The following is an 18,275-nucleotide window of genomic DNA, read 5'->3' on the forward strand; positions in this document are numbered from 1 at the left end:
CTACTTCATCGTCACGAGCGCGGGTGATGTGACGCGGCGGTGTCCTGGGCCAGGTGGAACCCCAGCTTGCGGTTGAGCGCGCCGGTGAGCCGCGTGACGGTGCGCCGAGGCAGCGCCCTGGCCACGAAGGTGCCCACCCGGTTGACCGCGCGTCCGGGGTAGGAGGCCGTGCGACCGCGGGCGTAGTCGTCCAGCACGTCCTCGGCGACGTCCTCGGCGCTGTCCGCGAGCCCGGCCGCGATCTCGGCGGAGGTGCCGTCGAAGAAGTTCGTGGCGGTCGCGCCGGGGTGGGCCACCATGACCCGCACCCCGCTGCCGCGCAGCTCCTCGGCCAGCGCTTCGCTGAACGACAGCGCGAACGCCTTCGTCGCGGCGTAGCTCGCCTGGTAGGGCATCGGCTGGAACGCGGCGGTCGAGGCGATGTTGATGATGCCGCCGCTGCCGCGGGCCCGCATCCCCGCGCCGATGTGGTGGGTGAGCGTCAGCAGCGTCGAGATGTTGAGCGAGACCGAGTCCAGCTGCGGCCGCAGGGGGCGTTCGAGGTGCGGGCCGACGGAGCCGGTGCCCGCGTTGTTCACCAGCAGGTCCACGGTGATCCCGCCCGCGCGCAGTCCTTCCAGGACCTTCTGGACGCCGTCGGGGTCGGCGAGGTCGGCGGGGATGACCCGGACGGACACGCCGTGGTCGGCGCGCAGCCGCTCGGCGATCCCGTCCAGCGTGGTCCGGGACCGCGCGACGAGGACGAGATCGGCGCCCCTGCGGGCCAGCGCGGTCGCCGTGGCCAGGCCGATGCCCTTGGAGGCGCCGGTGACCAGCGCGGTGGTGGAGCGGTAGTCGTGCACGGTGGTTCCCATCTAGGAGGAGGTGTGCGCGGGGGAGGTGGTGTGCGCGGTGTCGAGCCAGCGGTGGTAGCGGCGCAGCGCGGTGCGGCGGTCGAGCAGTTCCCGCACCAGTGACGTGCGGAAGCGGAACCGGTCGCCCGGTTCGGCGCCGCGCCCGAGCCGGGCCAGTCGGCGGCGCACCTCGGCCTGGGTGGCGGCCGACGCGAGCACCTTGTGCCGCCAGCGCACCCGCGGCGCCGGGGCCTCGGCGTGCTCGCCGCGCAGCCACCGTCCCGGCAAGTCGGGGCGCAGGGCCAGCGCCGTGGCCATGCCGACCACCGAGACGCCGCCCGCGAGCACGTCCTCGGCCACCGGCCTGCGGCGGACGCCCCCGGTCAGCATGATCGGCACGGGCGCGCCCGGCGCGATCCTCGCGGCCAGGTCGAGGAAGTACGCCTCGCGGGCCAGCGTCCGGCCGTCGGCGGTGTGGCCGTGCGTGGCCAGGCTCTCCACCGAGCCGCCGGACAGCTCCACCAGGTCCACACCGGACTCGGCCAGCAGGTCCACCACCCGCGCGGCGTCGCCCTCGTCGAACCCGCCGCGCTGGAAGTCCGCCGTGTTGAGCTTGACTCCCACCGCGAAGCCGCTGCCGACGCGACCGCGCACCGCGGCGACCACGTCGAGCAGGAGCTTCGCCCGGTGGGCGAGTTCGCCGCCCCAGGCGTCGGCGCGCCGGTTGGTCAGCGGCGAGAGGAACTGGGCCAGCAGGTAGCCGTGGGCGGCGTGCACCTGGACGCCGTCGAACCCCGCCTGCTCGGCCAGTCGCGCCGTGGTGGCGAACCGGTCGACGACCTCCTCGATCTGCGCGGGCGTCATGGGCGTGGGACGGGGGTACAGCCTGGAGTAGCGGCCGATCTCCACCCGGACGTCCGAGGCGGACCAGGCCAGACCGCGCATGTCCGCGCCGACGACCCGGCCGGGGTGGTTGATCTGCAGCCACGCGCGACCTCCACCCGACCGGGCGGCCTGCGCCCACCGGCGGAAGGGGGCGAGTGCGGTGCCCTGCTGCAGCACGACGTCGGCGGGGTTGGCGAGGGCCCGGCCGTCGACCATGACGTGACCGGTGATCAGCAGCCCCGCGCCGCCCGCCGCCCAGCGGCGGTAGAGCTCGACGAGTTCCGCGCCGGGCAGTTGGCCCTCGACGGCCAGGAACTCCTCGGTCGCCGCTTTGGCGATCCGGTTGGGCAGGGTCTGACCGCTGGGCAGCACCAGCGGTGCGTCCAATCCGGGCACGTGCGGCTCCTCGGGGCGAAAATGTGGACGACGTACACATTGGCCTGCCGTGTGTACGTTGTCAACATGCCGCCGCCCCGCCCGAGCCCAACCCCCGACCTCGCCTGCAAGTACCACCCGAGCCGCTCGCCGGGGCCGGTAACTACTACCCGAGGTGCGCGAGCGCTCGGTTCGCGGTGTCCGAGCGCTCGGTTCGCGGGGTGGGGTCAGATGCGCGGGAGGTGGGCCGCGACTTCGGCGATGGCGTCGAGGGTGTCGTGGTCGAAGCCCGACCCGGTGGCGTTCTCGGCCTCGGCGACGGTGACGTTCCTGCCGTCGCGGTCGCTGCCGTAGCGCAGGCCGGTGTAGGAGATCTCCGCCAGGTCCAGCAGTGGTGCGCCCAGTGGCGTGATGTCGCCGGTGCCGTGCTCGTCGATCAGCGTTCGGAACCGCCGGGCCTCGCCGCTGCCCGCCAGACCGACCCAGGCCACGGATACCGCGGCGGTGTTTCCGCCGTCATCGGCCACTACGAAGAGAGCGCGTTCCAGCGAGGTGCAGCGGTGGCGTGTGAAGAATTCCCTGACCTGGCCGTAGGAGGCGGCGAGGCATTCGGCTTGCTGTCGGGGGGTGCGCCGCAGTTGCCTCAGCCCGAGGCGGCCCCACGCGCCATCGGGGTCGCCCCTGCGGGCGGCCTTCTGCCCCTCGCTCTTGCGGGCCCGCAGTTGCGCCTGCGATCCGCCCGCCCGGACTGCGCTGATCTCGCTGCTCACGGCGCTGCCGCCGAGTGGCACCGCGCCGCCGCCGGAGGCGAACACCCCCAGCACGACGGCACCCGCCATGACGGCGGCCTTGCCGCTGTTTCCCCGGATCGGCCTGACCCGTCCCTGCTTGTCCGTGTAGAAGCCCGCCATCGGCGCCCCCTGTGGAATCGCGTGCGTTCCGGTGGTGCGGGTGCACTTCACGAGTCACCCGCACCGCACCGTAGAACAACGCACCGACAATTCCCCGCCACCTGGGTGCGTGCCTTTCAAAAAAGGGGACGCGACCGCATTTATCGGGTTTTCGCTTGTCGCGAATCGGCGAATCGGCGGATCGAGTCGCGGGAGTTCCGCTCAGTCCAGCTCCAGCACCGCCTTGCCGTGCAGTCGGCGCTCCATCAGGGCCCGCAGCGCGTCGTCGACCTGCCGCCAGCTGCCCCGCCAGGTCACCTGGGGGGTCAGCGCGCCCGTGTGCACCCGCTCGGCCAGCCAGGCCAGGTCGGGTGCGAGGTCGGGGCAGTTGAGCAGGAAGAAGGTGGTGATCGCCCGGCCGTGCGACCCGAGTCCCTCGAAGGCGTCGGCGGTGAGCTGGGACGGCTCGCCGGACGAGCGGCCGATGGCGACCAGCGTGCCGTGCTCGGCGAGGCGGAGGTAGGCCTGGACCAGGTGCTGTCCGCCGACCATGTCCAGCACGCCGTGGACGGGAGCGGTGAGGTCTTCGGGGCCGGTGAGCACCTCGTGCGCGCCGAGCGACCGCAGGCTCTCGCCGTGGCGGTCCGGGTCGCCGGTGGTCGCGATGACGTGCGCCCCGCCCTGGCGCGCCAGCTGCACGGCGTAGCGGCCGACTCCGCCCGTGGCGCCGACGACGAGCACCCGGCGGCCCAGGATCGGGCCGAGGCGGTGCAGGCCGCGCAGGGCGCTCAGGCCCGCCACCGGCAGGGTGCTGATCGCTCCGAGGTCCGCGCCGGAGGGGACGGCGGCGATCCGGTCGGTGCGCACCGCGCGCAGCTCGGCCCACCCGCCGGTCATGTCGAGGGTGACCACGGGCGTGCCCTCGGCGGGGCCGGAGCCGTCGGCGGCGGCGCGTTCGACCACGCCCGCGGCGTCCCAGCCCAGCACGGTGCCCTCGGGCGAGTTGGGGATGAAGCCCTTGACCTCGCCGGGGTTCAGCGAGACCGCGGTGATCCGCACGAGCGCCTGGTCCGGGGCGGGAACGGGGTCGGGGGCCTGGCCCAGGCGCAGACCCGAGGGGGCGGAGCGGTCGACGAGCAGTGCCTGCATCGGAGGACCTTTCGTTGTGCCACTGAGTGGCAAAAGACTATCAGAGGCTTTTGTCTCTCGGGTTACACTCACCTCGTGAGCACACCGGCAGCCCCCGAACCCCGACCGCCGCTGCGCGAGCGCAAGAAGCAGCGCACCAGGGAAGCGCTGCTAGCCACCGGACTGCGCCTGTTCGCCGAGCGGGGTTTCGCGGAGACCACGCTGGACGAGCTCTGCGACGAGGTCGAGGTCTCCAAGCGGACGTTCTTCCGCACCTTCGCCAGCAAGGAGGAGGTGGCCATGGCTCCGCTGCACGACCTGTGGGAGCTGTTCCTGCGGGAGCTGGCCACGGCGACCCCGGCGGGGGAGACGCTGGTGGAGTTCCTGCACGGGGTGCTGCTGACCGCGCTGGAGCGCATGACCGACCCGGACTGGCCGCGCCGGGTGCTGGTCTCCCAGAGGCTGGCCGAGCGCAACCCCTCGGTCGCGGCCTACGGCCTGTACTTCTGCGACCGCACCACCCGCGCCGCCCTCGCCCTGCTGCGCGAGCGCTTCACGCTGCCCGACGACCTGACGGTGCTGCTGGCCCTCGACATCCTGATCGCCGCCTTCCACCGGGCGCAGGAGGCGTGGGCCGCCGCACCCGGCCCGCACACCCGCGACGGCCTGCGGGAGCACGCCGACGCGGCTCGGACCGTCCTGCCCGTCGTGCTCGACGCCCCCGTGCGCGCGGCCGCGCGGGTCGGGGACTCGTAGCGGACCCGCTCAGCGGTCGCGATGGCGGAGGAGCGGTCCTAGGTCCCGCACCCCAGCGGACCAACGACCGCTGTCCCGCGCCGACGGGCCGCCTAGCGTCGGCGGGGGAGGAGGTGCCCCATGAAGGCTCGCGACATCATGACCAGCCCCGTCATCAGCGTGCCGCCTGACGTGCCGATCCGCGAGGTCGCGGCGTTGATGGTCGCGCACGGCTTCACCGCGCTGCCGGTCGTCGACGACGGCAGGCTCGTGGCCATCGTCACCGAGTCGGACCTGCTGCGCAGCCGCTACGGCGACCAGGACGCCGCGGACACCCCGGTGCGCGAGGCGATGTCCACGCCGGTGTACGGGGTGGACCCCGGCGCGCCGGTCGAACTGCTGGCCCGCGTGATGGTCGACGACCGGGTTCGCTGCGTCCCGGTCCTCGACGGCTCCCGCCTGGTCGGCGTCGTCACGCGACGTGACCTCGTGCGCGTCATGGCGCGCGCGGACCGCCCCACGGCGACGGGTGGGGCGGGTGAGCTCGGATGAGCGAGCCGATCGTGGTCGGCGTGGACGGGTCGGCATCGGCGCTGGCCGCCGTGCGGTGGGCGGCCGCCGAAGCCGCCCGGCGCAACGCGTCCGTCGAGCTGGTGCACGCCTGCCAGGTGCCCGCCGCCGAGCACGGGGCGCGGCAGGCGTTCGAGGAGCTGGGCCGGGAGCGGCTGGCCGAAGCCGCGCGGGTGGCCCGCGCCGCCGCGCCGGGCGTGGAGGTCGGTGCGACGCTCGTGACCGGGCAGCCCGCGGCGGTGCTCATCGCCGAGAGCAGACGGGCCGGTGTGGTCGTGCTCGGCGCGCAGGGCCTGGACGGGTTCTCCGGCTTCCTGGTCGGCGCCGTCGCCGTGGCGGTGTCCGCCCACGGCCGGTGCCCGGTCGTGGTGGTCCGGGAGCGGAGCGAAGGGGGCGACGGCGCTCAGGACGGCGCTCAGGACGGCGCTCAGGACGGCGCTCAGGACGGCGCTCAGGACGGCGCGGTCGTCGTCGGCGTGGACGGTTCACCGGTCAGCGAGCAGGCCGTGGCGTTCGCCTTCGAGCAGGCCTCCTCGCGCGCGGCGCCGCTGACCGCCCTGATCGCCTGGACCGATCTGCCCACCGGCGGCGTCGACTGGGCGCGGGTGGAGCAGGAGCGGCGCCGCCTGCTCGCCGAGCGCCTCGCGGGATGGCAGGAGAAGTACCCGGACGTGCGGGTGACGCGGGTGGTCGTCCGCGACCGGCCCGTGCGGGCCCTGCTGGCAGCCGCGCGAGGCGCCCGGCTGCTGGTGGTGGGCAGTCGCGGCGCGGGCGGTTTCCAGGGGATGCTGCTCGGGTCGACCAGCCAGGCGCTGGTCAGCCACGCCCCGTGCCCGCTGGCCGTGGTCCGGCCGCGCGAGGAGGTGGCACCGTGAAGGCGCGGGTCGGTGACTGGATCGTCGTGGAGAGCGGCGCCACCGGCACGCCCGCCCGGCGCTGCCTGGTCGAGGAGCTGCGCCACCCCGACGGCACCCCGCCCTACCTGGTGCACTGGCTGGACACGGAGAAGCGCGGCCTGCTGTTCCCCGGCCCGGACGCGCACGTCGTGCCCGCGCCCCGCCCAGGGACGAAGGTCCCGGCGCGGTGGGACCGCCGCCACTGACCTCGCCTCCCGCCCGCCGCGATGCTGGTGGCAGGAGATCCGAGGAGTGGACTATGGACAGGAAGATCGTGGTGGGTGTGGACGGCTCGACCGCGGGCCGCACCGCACTGGGCTGGGCGGTCGAGGAGGCCAGGTTGCGCGGGTGCGCCGTCGAGGCGGTCCTGACCTGGCACGCCGACTACGGCATGGTCATCGACGCGCTGGCCACCGGTGTGGACCGCGCGGCGCTGGAGCAGGAGAGCCGCGGCGTGCTGCGCGAGGCGGTGGCCGGGTTCGCGGACGAGGTGCGGTCGGTGCTGGTCGAGGGCGATGCCAGGGACGTGCTCGTCCGGGCCTCCCGGGACGCGGAGCTGCTCGTGGTCGGCAATCGCGGCGCGGGCCCCGTGCGCGGAGCGCTGCTGGGCTCGGTGAGTTCCTACTGCGTGCACCACGCGCACTGCCCGGTGGTCGTCATCCGTCAGCCGAAGGCCCCGGTCGAGCCCGCGCCCGCCGCGGAGGCCAAGCCGGTCATCACCCCGGGACCGCTGCTGTGATCGGGCACGGGGGCGATCGCGCCCTGCTGTCCGACGGGTCCGTGGTGACGCTGCGCGAGCTGGGGCCGTCCGACGCCGACGCCCTGCTCGCGCTGCACCGCGACCTGCCCGCCGACGACCGCTACCTCAGGTTCTTCAGCGTCGCACCGCGGCAGCTGGAGGACTTCGTCGGCCGCCTCACCTCCCCCGGCGAGTTCGGGCACGTGGCCGTCGGGGCGCTCGACGGCGACGAGCTGATCGGCGTGGCCAGCTACGTGCTGGAGTCCGCCGACACCGCCGAGGTCGCCCTGGTCGTGTCGCACCGCCGCCAGTCGCGCGGCGTCGGCACGCTCATGCTGGAGCACCTGGTCTCGCTGGCCAGGCGGCGCGGCGTGCGCCGGTTCTGCGCCGACGTGCTCACCGCGAACTCCCGGATGCTGCGCGTGTTCACCGACCTCGGCCTGGTCGGCACGTCCACACCGGACAGCGACGTGGTGCACGTCGACCTCGGCCTCGACCCCGTCGGCACCTACCTCGACGCCGTGGCCGACCGGGAACTGGCCGCCCAGCGCGCCAGCCTGAGCCACCTGCTGCGGCCGGGGTCGGTCGTCGTGGTCGGCGCGAGCCGCAAGCGCTCGTCGGTGGGCAACGCGGTGCTGGACAACCTGGTGGCGGGCGGCTTCTCGGGCGCGCTGTACGCGGTCAACCCGCACGCCGAGCGGATCCTCGGCGTCGACTGCTACCCCGGCGTCGCCGACCTGCCCGAGGCGCCCGACCTCGCGGTGCTGGCCGTGCCCGCCCCGGCGGTGCCCGCGGTCGCCGAGGACTGCGGGAGGCGCGGCGTGAAGGCGCTGGTCGTGATCACCTCCGGCGTCGCGCCCGAAGCGCTGCTGGAGGTGGTCCGCCGCCACGACATGCGGCTGGTCGGCCCCAACTGCGTCGGCGTGGTCGGGCACCGGCTGGACGCCACGTTCACCCGAGGGCGCGTCGAGGAGGGCGGCGTCGGCGTGGTCACCCAGTCCGGCGGCGTCGCCATCGCCGCGCTCGACCAGTTGGCCCGCCTCGGCCTCGGCGTGTCGGAGCTGGTCTCCACCGGCGACAAGTACGACGTCAGCGGCAACGACCTGCTGCTGTGGTGGGAGCGTGACGAGCGCACCCGCGCCGTGGTGCTGTACCTGGAGTCGTTCGGCAACCCGCGCAAGTTCTCCCGCCTGGCCCGCCGGGTCGCCCGCCGCAAGCCCGTGCTGGCGGTGCGCGCCGCGAGCAGCGAGGCGGGGCAGCGCGCCGCGGCTTCCCACACCGCCTCCACCGCCACCCCCGCGGTCACCCGCGACGCGCTGTTCCGCCAGGCCGGGGTGACCGCCGTGGACGGCGTCACCGAGTTGGTCGAGGTGCTGGCCGCGCTGCACGCCACGCCGCTGCCCGAGGGCAAGTCGGTGGCCGTGCTGTCCAACGCGGGCGGACTGGGGGTGCTGGCCGCCGACGCCTGCGCGCGCAACGGCCTGGCCGTCGCCGAACCGGCCGAGGCCACCACGGCGGCGCTGCGCGCCCTGCTGCCGGACACGGCCAGCGCGCACAACCCGGTGGACACGACCGCGGTGGTGGACGACGGGACGTTCGCCCGCTGCCTGGACCTGCTGGTCGCCGACCCCGGTGTGGACGCGGTCATCACCGTCACGGTGCCCACCGCGCTGGGCGACCCGGCCGGTGGTGTCCACCGCACCGCCAAGCCCGTGCTGGCGGTGAGCTGCGACCAACCGGGCTCGGTGTCGCTGCGGGAGGACGGGATCGCCGTCTACGCCGACCCGGCGCGCGCGGCGGCGGTGCTGGCCGCGCTGGCCGAGCGCGCCGAGTGGCTGCGCCGCCCGGAGCCGGAGCCCGCGCGCCTGGAGGTCGACCTGGCCACCGCGCGCGACGTCGTCACCGGCCGCGACGGGTGGCTCGACCCGGATCAGGTGGTGCGGCTGCTGGCCGCGTTCGGCCTGCCGGTGCTGGGCGGTGTGCTCGTGCGCGACGCCGAGGAAGCTGTGGCGGCACAACGGTCCTACGGCTCTCCGGTCGCCCTCAAGGCCGTGGCGCACGACTTGCTGCACAAGAGCAAGGGCGGCGGTGTGCTGCTCGACCTGGCCGACGCCCACGCCGTGACCGAGGGCTTCACGTCGCTGCGCGAGCGGTTCGGCGACCGGTTGACCGGTGTGTTCGTCCAGCCGATGGCCGAGCGCGGCCGGGAGCTGCTGGTGGGCGTCGTCGCCGACCCGAGGTTCGGGCCGCTGGTGGTGACCGGCCTCGGCGGTGTCGACACCGACCTGCTCGACGACCGCGCCGCCGCGCTCGCGCCGCTGTCCGAGGCCGACCTGGACGACCTGCTGCACGGCTTCCGCGCCGCACCCGCGGTCTTCCGCGAGTACGACGAGGACGCCGTGCGCGACGTGCTGCGCCGGGTGGCCCGGCTCGCCGAGCTGCTGCCCGAGGTCGCCGAGCTGGACCTGAACCCGCTGGTGCTCACCGGCGACCGGGTGGTGGCGGTGGACGCCAGGGTGCGCGTCGCGCCCGCCGAGCCCACCGACCCGTTCCTGCGCAGGCTGCGCGACCCGAGGAGGGGCTCGTGACCACCACCGGCACCACGCGCCGGTGGGCTGCCGGGCGGGAGGAGCACGCCGCGGCGCTCACGCGCCGCGCTCGTTGACCACTTCGATCAGGACGTCGGCGGCGGGCGCGGAGGAGGCCGGGTTCTGGCCGGTGATCAGCAGACCGTCCCGCACGACGTAGGGCTGCCAGTCCCCGGTCTTGGAGTAGACGCCCCCGAGCCTGACCAGCTCGTCCTCGACCAGGAAGGGGACGACGTCGGTGAGCTGGACGGCCTCCTCCTCGGTGTTGGCGAACCCGGTGACCTCCCTGCCCGAGACCAGCGGGGTTCCGTCCTCGTCGACGGTGTGCCGCAGTACGCCGGGCGCGTGGCAGACCAGGGCCACCGGCTTGCCCGAGCGCAGGGTCGACTCGATCAGCCGGGCGGAGGTGGTGTCCTCGGCCAGGTCCCACAGCGGTCCGTGCCCGCCGGGGTAGAAGACCGCGTCGAAGTCGCCCGCCGACACCGAGTCCAGGCGCACGGTGTTCGCCAGCGCCCTGGTCGCCTCCGGGTCGGCCTCGAAGCGCCGGGTGTCGTCGGTCCGGAAGCCGGGTTCGTTGCTCTTGGGGTCCACCGGGGCCAGGCCGCCCTTGGGGGAGGCGAGCACGATCCGCGCGCCCGCCTCCTTGAAGCGGTAGTACGGAGCCGCCAGCTCCTCCAGCCAGAACCCGGTCTTGCGGCCGGTGTCGCCCAGCTCGTCGTGTGAGGTCAGGACGATCAGAACCTTCATGACGCACTCCTCGGTGATTAAGTAGACCAGTCTACTAGAACAGGCGGAAAGGAGCCCGTGCCCAGGATGGGCACGGGATCAGCCCGTCTGCAGGCCCAGCAGCTTGCGGGTCACCGCTGTGGCGGTGTCCAGCGGTGCCAGGCTGCGGTGGATCTTGCACATGACGCTCGCGCCGAGCCACATGTCGTACAGAGCCTGCGCGACGGCGCGGGGATCGTCGTCGACGGAGAGGGAGCGGTCCGCCAGGCCGTCGGTGATGGTGCGCTCGATGCGGTCGACGATGGTGCTCGTGCCCTCCTTCAGCGTCAGGCGCATGGCCTCCGACAGGTCGGAGACCTCGGCGCCGAGTTTCACGACCAGGCACCTGCCCTGGCACCCCTCGGCGCTCTGGGTCTCCCGCCACTGCTGCCAGTAGGCCATCAACCGTTCGGCCGCCGACTGGCCGGACCGGGCCAGGACGGCGTCCATGTCCGCGACGTAGTCCGCGAAGTAGCTCCTCAGCATCGCTTCGCCGAAGGCGTCCTTCGAGGTGAAGTAGTGGTAGAAGGACCCCTTCGGCACGCCGGCCGCCGCGAGCACCTCGTTGATCCCGACGGCGGAGTAGCCCTTGTGGGCCATGATCCGTCGAGCGGTGTCGAGGATGGTCCGACGGGTGTCGGTGTTGCGCGTGGCGGCGGGCATGGGGGAACCGTAGCACTTGAGTAGACCGGTCGTCTAGAGGGTGGTCCGAGCGGTCACGCGGTGCCCCGGTCCTCGATGACCTCGTCCAGCGGGCGGCGAGGGGTGGGCGGCAGCGGGTCCGCGCCGAGCTCCGCCCAGCCGACGCGCAGCACCAGCTGCGGCGACAGCAGGCCGTCGAGCACCTCGTCGCGCACCCGCTCCCTGGTGGCGGCGACTTCCAGCGGCTGGCTCAGCGGGCACGACGCCAGGCCCGCCGCGGTCGTCTCCAGCAGCACCGCGCTCATCGCCTCGCCCGCGCGCAGCGTCGACAGCCGGTCGTCCGACGACGTGCCCAGCACCAGCAGGACCGCGCCGTCGTCCTCCCACTCGTCCGACCGGTCGGCCAGCTCGCCGCCGGGGAACTCCCGCAGCCGGACGTCGCCGTGCCGGGGCGCGCCCGCCGAGGCGTTGGCCGCGGGCACCCCGTCGGAGTCGGCGTGCCTGCCGCTCCAGGAGCGCACCTCCCACCGGTAGGCGGGATCGGCGTCCTGCCAGGCGGCGGCCTGCTCCACGGCGGCGACCAGTTCCAGCCGAGCGCGCGAGCCGACGATCTCGCGCAGCAGCGCGCCCTCCTCGGCGGCCCGGTCCTCCAGCAGCGACAGCACCGCCTGCGGTGCGCCCCACGAGGAGCAGCGCCGCCGGTCCGTGCGCCGCCGAGGGATCGCCGCGGCCATCGCCACCTCGCCCGCGGTCGGCTCGTGCTTGACGAACTCCACGGCCGCGAGGTGCTCGGGCTCGGCCGGGTTGGGCAGCCGGTGCACCACCGCGCGCCAGCCCAGACCCGCCAGCGCGACGCGCAGGTGGTGCAGCGCCGCGCCACAGCTGAGCAGCAGGTCCGCCCCGGTCGGGTCGGTGGCGGGCACGGTGCGCGCCGGGTCGGCGTACAGGTGGACGCTGTGGTCCCCGACGCGCCACCGCCAGGGCTGCGTGTTGTGCACCGATGGCGCCCGGCAGGCCAGCGCCACGGCGGTCCGGATCGTCCCCTGGTCGGGTTGGCCGCGGTCCATCCGCTCCACCTCCGCGTTCTTCGTCCACCTCGACGGTGGCACCGGTGGTGGCGCCGTTCGCAGGGCCGGAGGTCCTGACAGGACAGGGACCACCGGGGCGACCAAGGACTCTGGGCCGGCTCCCCGCGCCGGACCAGGCTGGAGGTGCCGGAGCGCGGGAGGAGGACGGGACATGGACGCCGGGGCGGACACGCCGACGAGGACCGACGAGCGGCTGGGCGCAGCCGTGACGGCGGCCGAGTCGGTGGTGGTCAAGCTGGTCGCCCTGCCGTTCGCGGCGGCTGTCGGCGCGCAGGCGTGCGTGGCGCGTGCCGTGCACGCCGAGCGGTCGACCGCCCGCCCCGCCAAGGCCGCCCACCCCGTGCCCGCGCCCCTGACGCCCGAGGGCGTCGTGGCGACCGCGGCCGCCGTCGTCGAAGGCGTGTGCCTGGCGATCGGCGGTGGCGCGGCGCTGCTCTACGTGGTGGCGCGCGGCGTGCACGCGCGTGTCCGGCAGCACCGGTGGACCGAGGTCGAGCCGCAGTGGAGGCGAACGACATGACCACCTATCCCGTCCGCGTGCGCGGGCAGCTGGAACCGGGGCTCAGCCGCTGGCTGTGGCTGGTCAAGTGGTTCCTGGCCGTGCCGCACTACCTCGTGCTGGCGCTGCTGTGGCCCGCGTTCGCCCTGGCCGCCCCGGTGGCGGCGGTGGCGATCCTGGTCACCGGCCGCTACCCGCGCCCCCTGTTCGACTTCGCCGTCGGCGTGCTGCGCTGGACCTGGCGGGTCGCCTACTACTCGTTCGGCGCGCTGGGGACCGACCGGTACCCGCCGTTCAGCCTCGGCGCGGAGCCGGACTACCCGGCGACGCTGGACATCGCCTACCCGGAACGGCTCTCGCGCGGCCTGGTGCTGGTGAAGTGGCTGCTGGCGATCCCGCACCTGGTGGTCGTCGCGGTGTTCGCCGGGGGCGGCGGCTACCTGGCGCTGTGTGCCGGGGAGTGGGCGTTGAGCCCCGCGAGCGGCCTGGTCGGCCTGCTCACCCTGTTCGCGGGCGTGGCGCTGCTGGTCACCGGTCGCTACCCGCGCGGGGTGTTCGACTTCGTGCTGGGCATGGACCGGTGGGCGCTGCGCGTGGCGGCCTACGTCGGTCTGCTGACCGACGCCTACCCGCCGTTCCGGCTCGACAGCGGTGGGGACGAGCCCGGCGCGGCCACCCTGGACCCGCCCGCCACCGGCTCGGGCGGCACCGCACGACGCGCGGTGCCCGCGGTGCTCGGCGTCCTGCTGCTGCTGACCGGGTTCGGCGCCTCCGCGGCGGGTGCGCTGGCGATGTGGGCCGACCAGACCCAGCGCGACGCGGGCGGCGCCATCACCACGCCCGCCCAGCACCTGCACACCGACGGCTACGCCCTGGAACTGGGCACGGCCGAGATGAACTGGACCGACGCGGGATGGGTGGTCGGCGAGGACTGGCTCGGCCGCGTGGGCATCCGGGTCGACGCCGACGCGTTCGCGGGCATCGGCCCCACCGCGGACGTCGAGCGCTATCTGTCCACAGTGGACCGGGATCGACTCGCGGAGCTGGGCGGCCAGGTGGTCTACCGGCACACCAGCGGCACCGCGCCCCCCACCGCGCCGCAGGCGCAGTCGTTCTGGGTCGCCTCGGGGATCGGCGGTCTCGACTGGACCGCCCGCCCCGGCAGCTGGACCGCCGTGGTGATGAACGCCGACGGCTCGCGCGTGGTCGACACGCACGCGCACGCCACGGCGACCCTGCCCGCGCTCGCGCCGCTGTCCTGGTCGCTGCTGGGCGCGGGCGCTCTCCTGCTGTTCCTCGGCGGCGGGCTGGTCCTGTTCGCCGCTACCCGACCACGGGACGACACCGACGCAGATCACCGCGTCGGCGGGTGACGCGATGATCCCGGTGGACCTCGCGGCGGGCGGCCTCACGTCGACCGAGGCCGCCCGTCGCCTCCGCGAGGACGGGCCGAACACCCTGCCCACCAGCCGTGGTCCCCACCCGGCCGCCTTGCTGGCCAAGCAGTTCGCGCACTTCTTCGCGCTGCTGCTGTGGGCGGCCGCCGCCCTCGCCTACGTCGCGGGGATGCCGGAGTTGTCGGTCGCCATCGTGCTGGTCGTGCTGCTCAACGGGGTGTTCGCGTTCGCCCAGGAGTACCGCGCCGACCGCGCCGCCCAGCGCCTGCGCGACCTGATGCCCGCTCGCACCACCGCGTTGCGCGACGGCAAGCCCGTCGTGGTGGACGCCGCGGACCTGGTCGTCGGCGACCTGGTGCTGCTCACCGGCGGCGACCGGGTCTGCGCCGACGCGCGCGTGCTCGCCGCCGCGGCGCTGGCCGTGGACGAGTCGATGCTCACCGGCGAGAGCGTGCCCGCCCGCCCGGTGGCGGACGACGCGGTGCACGCGGGCACCTACGTGTCCGAGGGCGAGGCGACGGTGCTGGTCACCGCCACCGGGGCGGACACCCGGCTGGCGGGCATCGCGGCGCTGACCCGTCAGGCGCACCGGCCGAGGAGCCCGCTGGCGCTGCGGCTGCACCGCGTGGTCACCGTCGTCGGCCTCATCGCCGTGGCCGTCGGCGTCGCCTTCTACGGCGTCGCGCTGCTGCTCGGCCTCGGGGCCACCGAGGGCTTCCTGTTCGCCGTGGGCGTCACCGTGGCGCTGGTGCCCGAGGGGTTACTGCCGACCGTGACGCTGTCGCTGGCGCGTGCCGCGCAGGCCATGGCACACCGCAAGGCACTGGTCCGCCGCCTGGACGCGGTGGAGACGCTGGGTGCGACCACGTTCATCTGCACCGACAAGACCGGCACGCTGACCCGCAACGAGATGTCCGCGGTGCGCGTGTGGACGCCTGCGGGCGAGGTGTCCGTGACCGGTGAGGGGTACGCGCCCGCCGGGCGGGTGCTCGGCGCGCCGGACGCGCTGGTGGCTGTGCGCACCCTCGCGGTCAGCGCGTTGCGCTGCGCGCCCGCCGCCCACGCCGAGCAGCGCGACGGCCGGTGGCGGGCAGTCGGTGACCCGATGGAGGTCGCGTTGCACGTGCTGGCCGCGCGGCTGGGGGTTGACGCCGCCCTCGCGGACGGCGTGCGTTTCCCCTTCGACCCCCGCCGCAGGCGATCGTCCGCAGTGGACGGTGCGGGTGTGCACGTGATGGGTGCGCCGGACTCGGTGCTCCCGCTGTGCGCACCGGAACCGGGGGCCGAGGCGGCGATCGCGCGGCTGGGGGAGCAAGGGCTCAGGGTGCTCGCGGTGGCGTGGCGGCCAGGCGATGCGGACACGTGGGAGGCCGCCGAGCGCGAGTTGCACCTGCTGGGTCTGGTGGCGTTGCAGGACCCGCCGCGCGACGACGTGGCCGAGGCCATCCGCTCCTGCCGGGTCGCGGGTGTCCGGTTGGCCATGGTGACCGGTGACCACCCGGCCACCGCTCGCGCCGTCGCCGCCGAGGTCGGCCTGCTCGGACCGGACCGGCTGGTGGTGACCGGCGCGGAGCTGCCCGCCGACGACGACGCGCTGGGTGAGCTGCTCGACCGCGACGGTGTGGTGGTCGCCCGCGTCACCCCCGAGGACAAGCTGCGCATCGCCCGCGCGCTGCAGCACCGGGGCCACGTGGTGGCGATGACCGGTGACGGGGTCAACGACGGCCCGGCGCTGCGCGCGGCGGACATCGGCGTGGCCATGGGCGCCTCCGGCACCGACGTGGCCCGCGAGGCCGCCGACCTGGTGCTGCTGGACGACCATTTCGGCACCATCGTCGGCGCGGTGGAGCTGGGCCGGTCGACCTTCGCCAACATCCGCCGGTTCCTGACCTACCACCTGACCGACAACGTCGCCGAGCTGACCCCGTTCGTGTTCTGGGCGCTGTCGGGCGGGTCGTTCCCGCTCGCGCTGAGCGTGCTGCAGGTGCTCGCGCTGGACATCGGCACCGACCTGCTGCCCGCGCTGGCGCTGGGCGCCGAGCCGCCCAACCGGCGCACCATGGACGGTCCCGCCCGCACCGGGCCGCTGATCGACCGCTCGGTGCTGCGCCGCGCCTTCGGCGTGCTGGGGCCGGCCGAGGCGCTGGCGGCCATGGCGGCGTTCACGCTGGTGCTGCTCGCGGGCGGCTGGCGCGTCGACGACCCGGTGCTGCAGGCCACCGCCTCGGGCACCGCGTTCACCGCGATCGTGCTCGGCCAGCTGGCCAACGCGTTCGCCTGCCGCAGCGCCACCAGACCGGTGACGACCTTGCTGGGCAATCGTCTGCTGATCGGCGCGGTGCTGTTCGAGCTGGCCGTGCTGGCCCTGTTCCTGTACGTGCCGCCACTGCCCGACCTGCTGGGCGGCAGCGCGCCGACCCCGCTGGGCTGGCTGCTGGCGGCGGTGGCGATCCCGGTCGTCCTGCTGGCCGACGCGGGGCAGAAGTCGATGAGGAGGAGATCCAGGTGAGCGGACCCGTGGTGGTCGGCGTGGACGGTTCCACGCCCGCGCTGGACGCGGTGCGGTGGGCGGTGGGGGAGGCCGGGAGGCGGGGAGCACCGCTGCGGCTGGTGCACGCCGAGCTGGTGCTGCCCCACGACCTCCAGGACCCGGACGGCCGGATTCGCGCGGCACTGCGCGAGCAGGCGGCGCGGTGGCTGCGCGAGGCGGCGGACGTGGCGCGGTCGATCGACCCGGATGTGCCGGTCGAGCCGCGCGTCGAGGTCGCCGAACCGGCGTCGCTGCTGCTGGCCGAGTCCGAGGGCGCGAGCGCGGTGGTCGTCGGCTCCAGGGGGCTGGGCGGGTTCACCGCCCTGCTGCTGGGGTCCACGGCCATCGCGCTGACCAGCCGAGGGGGTTGCCCGGTCGTGGTGGCGCGCGGCGAGCAGCGCACCGGACCGGTCGTGGTCGGCGTGCACGACGACCACCCCCTCCTGCTGGCGCACGCCTTCGAGCAGGCCGCCGCCCGCGGTGCCGGTCTGGTCGCCGTGCACGCCTGGCACGCACCGCCCGAGGCGTTCGCCGACGCCATGGCCGACGCGCTGGGCGTCGACGTGGCCGACCACGACGCGGCGCACGGCGGCAAGCTGGCGGGCATCCTCGCCCCGTGGCGCGACAAGTACCCCGATGTCCGGCTGGAGCTGGTCATCGCCCACGGCAACCCCGCCCGCGCACTGCTGGACCGCGCCCGTGACGCCTCGCTGCTGGTGGTCGGCTGCCACGGCCGAGGGGCCCTGACGGGCTTGCTGTTCGGCTCCACCAGCCACGCGCTGCTGCACCACGCGCCGTGCCCGGTGCTGGTGGTGCGCGAGGGCGGGGGAGCGGTCGCGACCGGCGCGCCGCGAGCCGACGCGCCAGGGCGGAGCTGACCACGGCGTCCGGCAGGCGCCCGCGGCGCTCGGTCCACGAGGCCGGGCCGCCGCGGTCGCAGGCGGAACTGGTCAAGCCCCGGCAGCGGGTGCGCGTGGAGCGCACCCAGTGGTGCTTCCGGCGTTACACGGCCCACCTGATGTCGATCGTGCCGTGCCGGGACGTGGCACCACCGCCGGTCACCACACCCAAGCGCGCGGCCTCCACCGGCTACCGGCACACCGACGCCGCCCTGCTGACCAAGGTGCCCGACCACGCCGCGTCGCTGCGCTGAGCCAACCGCCAGGACAGCGCTGCCGACAGGCGTCCGCCCCGCACCACGCTCGTGGTGCGGGGCGGACCCGACGGGGCTACCGGAACTCTTGCGCGACCGGGCGCGGGTGGACTCCGGGGCTCTCGTCGTCCCCTCCGGCCGGGACGATGACGACCGGGCACTTGGCGTGCCGCAGGCAGTAGGTCGCCACGGCACCCGCGACCGCCACGTTCCCGCGCTGGTACCGGTGGCCGCCCAGCACCAGCTTGTCGGCGCCGTGCGACAGCGCCACCAGCGCGGGGCCGGGGTCGCCGTCCACCAGCAGTTGCGCGACCCGCACGCCGGGCGTCGGGGGCAGCCCCTCGACGGCCTCGCGCAGGGCCCGCCGGTGCGCGCTGCGGAAGGCGTCCTCGCCGCTGCCGCCCGCCGGGTGCATCCGGCACACCGACACGGCCACCACCTCGCCGTTCGTGGCGTGCCGCGCCGCCCACCGCAGGGCGTCGGCACCGGCGGGCGAGGCGTCCACTCCGACGACGACCTTCGTCTCGCTCATGACCTGCACCTCCTCCAATCCGACACGTCG

19 protein-coding genes are annotated in these 18,275 nt (G+C 74.8%); 11 read left to right on the forward strand and 8 right to left on the reverse strand.

Translation table 11 applies throughout. The annotated features are described in order from the left end of the window. Positions 1–11: 11 nt before the first annotated feature. From JOF41_RS09245 to JOF41_RS09260, 4 genes are all read right to left on the reverse strand, one after another. Positions 12–854: an SDR family NAD(P)-dependent oxidoreductase gene (locus JOF41_RS09245; protein ID WP_209617805.1), complete on the reverse strand. Its 843-nt coding sequence runs from the start codon at positions 852–854 to the stop codon at positions 12–14. Continuing rightward, positions 855–2,114, reverse strand: a complete 1,260-nt coding sequence (locus tag JOF41_RS09250; RefSeq protein ID WP_209617808.1) for an NADH:flavin oxidoreductase/NADH oxidase family protein — start codon at positions 2,112–2,114, stop codon at positions 855–857. It abuts the gene before it with no gap. Between the two features lie 206 nt (positions 2,115–2,320). Further along, on the reverse strand, positions 2,321–3,004 hold the full coding sequence (locus JOF41_RS09255) for a hypothetical protein (RefSeq protein ID WP_209617811.1): 684 nt from the start codon (positions 3,002–3,004) through the stop codon (positions 2,321–2,323). A gap of 201 nt (positions 3,005–3,205) precedes the next feature. Continuing rightward, positions 3,206–4,132, reverse strand: a complete 927-nt coding sequence (locus JOF41_RS09260; RefSeq protein WP_189227624.1) for a zinc-binding dehydrogenase — start codon at positions 4,130–4,132, stop codon at positions 3,206–3,208. 75 nt (positions 4,133–4,207) lie between these two features. Between JOF41_RS09260 and JOF41_RS09265 the strand changes: the two genes are divergently transcribed. The 6 genes from JOF41_RS09265 to JOF41_RS09290 all read left to right on the forward strand — a co-directional run bounded on the left by JOF41_RS09265 (position 4,208) and on the right by JOF41_RS09290 (position 9,639). Then, entirely contained in the window at positions 4,208–4,867 is a 660-nt protein-coding gene (locus JOF41_RS09265; protein ID WP_209617813.1) for a TetR/AcrR family transcriptional regulator, read from the forward strand. A 120-nt stretch (positions 4,868–4,987) separates the two neighbouring features. After that, entirely contained in the window at positions 4,988–5,398 is a 411-nt protein-coding gene (locus tag JOF41_RS09270) for a CBS domain-containing protein (protein ID WP_189227622.1), read from the forward strand. Continuing rightward, entirely contained in the window at positions 5,395–6,291 is an 897-nt protein-coding gene (locus JOF41_RS09275; protein WP_209617816.1) for a universal stress protein, read from the forward strand. The genes JOF41_RS09270 and JOF41_RS09275 overlap by 4 nt, the downstream gene beginning before the upstream one ends. Next, positions 6,288–6,518, forward strand: a complete 231-nt coding sequence (locus JOF41_RS09280) for a DUF1918 domain-containing protein (protein WP_189226391.1) — start codon at positions 6,288–6,290, stop codon at positions 6,516–6,518. The genes JOF41_RS09275 and JOF41_RS09280 overlap by 4 nt, the downstream gene beginning before the upstream one ends. Positions 6,519–6,571: 53 nt before the next feature. Beyond that, complete coding sequence (locus JOF41_RS09285) at positions 6,572–7,051, forward strand: universal stress protein (protein WP_189226390.1); 480 nt, start codon at positions 6,572–6,574, stop codon at positions 7,049–7,051. Continuing rightward, entirely contained in the window at positions 7,048–9,639 is a 2,592-nt protein-coding gene (locus JOF41_RS09290) for a bifunctional acetate--CoA ligase family protein/GNAT family N-acetyltransferase (RefSeq protein WP_209617819.1), read from the forward strand. The genes JOF41_RS09285 and JOF41_RS09290 overlap by 4 nt, the downstream gene beginning before the upstream one ends. 57 nt (positions 9,640–9,696) lie before the next feature. Here the strand turns inward: JOF41_RS09290 and JOF41_RS09295 are convergent, their stop codons facing one another. From JOF41_RS09295 to JOF41_RS09305, 3 genes are all read right to left on the reverse strand, one after another. Further along, positions 9,697–10,386 carry a type 1 glutamine amidotransferase domain-containing protein gene (locus tag JOF41_RS09295; protein WP_189226388.1) on the reverse strand — a complete coding sequence of 230 codons (690 nt, stop codon included), beginning with the start codon at positions 10,384–10,386 and terminating at the stop codon, positions 9,697–9,699. Positions 10,387–10,464: 78 nt separating this feature from the next. Beyond that, the gene (locus tag JOF41_RS09300) at positions 10,465–11,067 is read right to left on the reverse strand and encodes a TetR/AcrR family transcriptional regulator (protein ID WP_209617821.1); all 603 of its coding nucleotides are present in this window, start codon (positions 11,065–11,067) and stop codon (positions 10,465–10,467) included. Positions 11,068–11,120: 53 nt separating this feature from the next. Next, positions 11,121–12,113 (reverse strand): Acg family FMN-binding oxidoreductase, encoded by a 993-nt coding sequence (locus JOF41_RS09305; protein ID WP_209617824.1) that lies wholly within the window; start codon positions 12,111–12,113, stop codon positions 11,121–11,123. Between the two features lie 172 nt (positions 12,114–12,285). On the opposite strand from JOF41_RS09305, the gene JOF41_RS09310 reads away from it, so the two are divergent. The 5 genes from JOF41_RS09310 to JOF41_RS37700 all read left to right on the forward strand — a co-directional run bounded on the left by JOF41_RS09310 (position 12,286) and on the right by JOF41_RS37700 (position 17,713). Then, a complete protein-coding gene (locus JOF41_RS09310) occupies positions 12,286–12,654 on the forward strand; it encodes a hypothetical protein (protein WP_209617827.1) in 369 nt (122 codons plus the stop codon). Further along, on the forward strand, positions 12,651–14,006 hold the full coding sequence (locus tag JOF41_RS09315) for a DUF4389 domain-containing protein (protein WP_209617830.1): 1,356 nt from the start codon (positions 12,651–12,653) through the stop codon (positions 14,004–14,006). The genes JOF41_RS09310 and JOF41_RS09315 overlap by 4 nt, the downstream gene beginning before the upstream one ends. A gap of 4 nt (positions 14,007–14,010) precedes the next feature. Then, positions 14,011–16,539: a cation-translocating P-type ATPase gene (locus tag JOF41_RS09320; RefSeq protein ID WP_209617833.1), complete on the forward strand. Its 2,529-nt coding sequence runs from the start codon at positions 14,011–14,013 to the stop codon at positions 16,537–16,539. Continuing rightward, positions 16,536–17,438, forward strand: coding sequence for a universal stress protein (locus JOF41_RS09325; protein ID WP_189226381.1), 903 nt, complete (start codon positions 16,536–16,538; stop codon positions 17,436–17,438). Before JOF41_RS09320 ends, JOF41_RS09325 begins: the two co-directional genes overlap by 4 nt. Before the next feature lie 140 nt (positions 17,439–17,578). Beyond that, the gene (locus tag JOF41_RS37700; protein ID WP_276515683.1) at positions 17,579–17,713 is read left to right on the forward strand and encodes a hypothetical protein; all 135 of its coding nucleotides are present in this window, start codon (positions 17,579–17,581) and stop codon (positions 17,711–17,713) included. 76 nt (positions 17,714–17,789) lie between these two features. Here JOF41_RS37700 and JOF41_RS09330 read toward each other — a convergent pair whose 3' ends face one another. Continuing rightward, on the reverse strand, positions 17,790–18,245 hold the full coding sequence (locus JOF41_RS09330; RefSeq protein ID WP_189226380.1) for a universal stress protein: 456 nt from the start codon (positions 18,243–18,245) through the stop codon (positions 17,790–17,792). Positions 18,246–18,275 lie beyond the last annotated feature (30 nt).

The organism is Saccharothrix coeruleofusca, from assembly GCF_017876325.1.
Taxonomy (GTDB): domain Bacteria; phylum Actinomycetota; class Actinomycetes; order Mycobacteriales; family Pseudonocardiaceae; genus Actinosynnema; species Actinosynnema coeruleofuscum.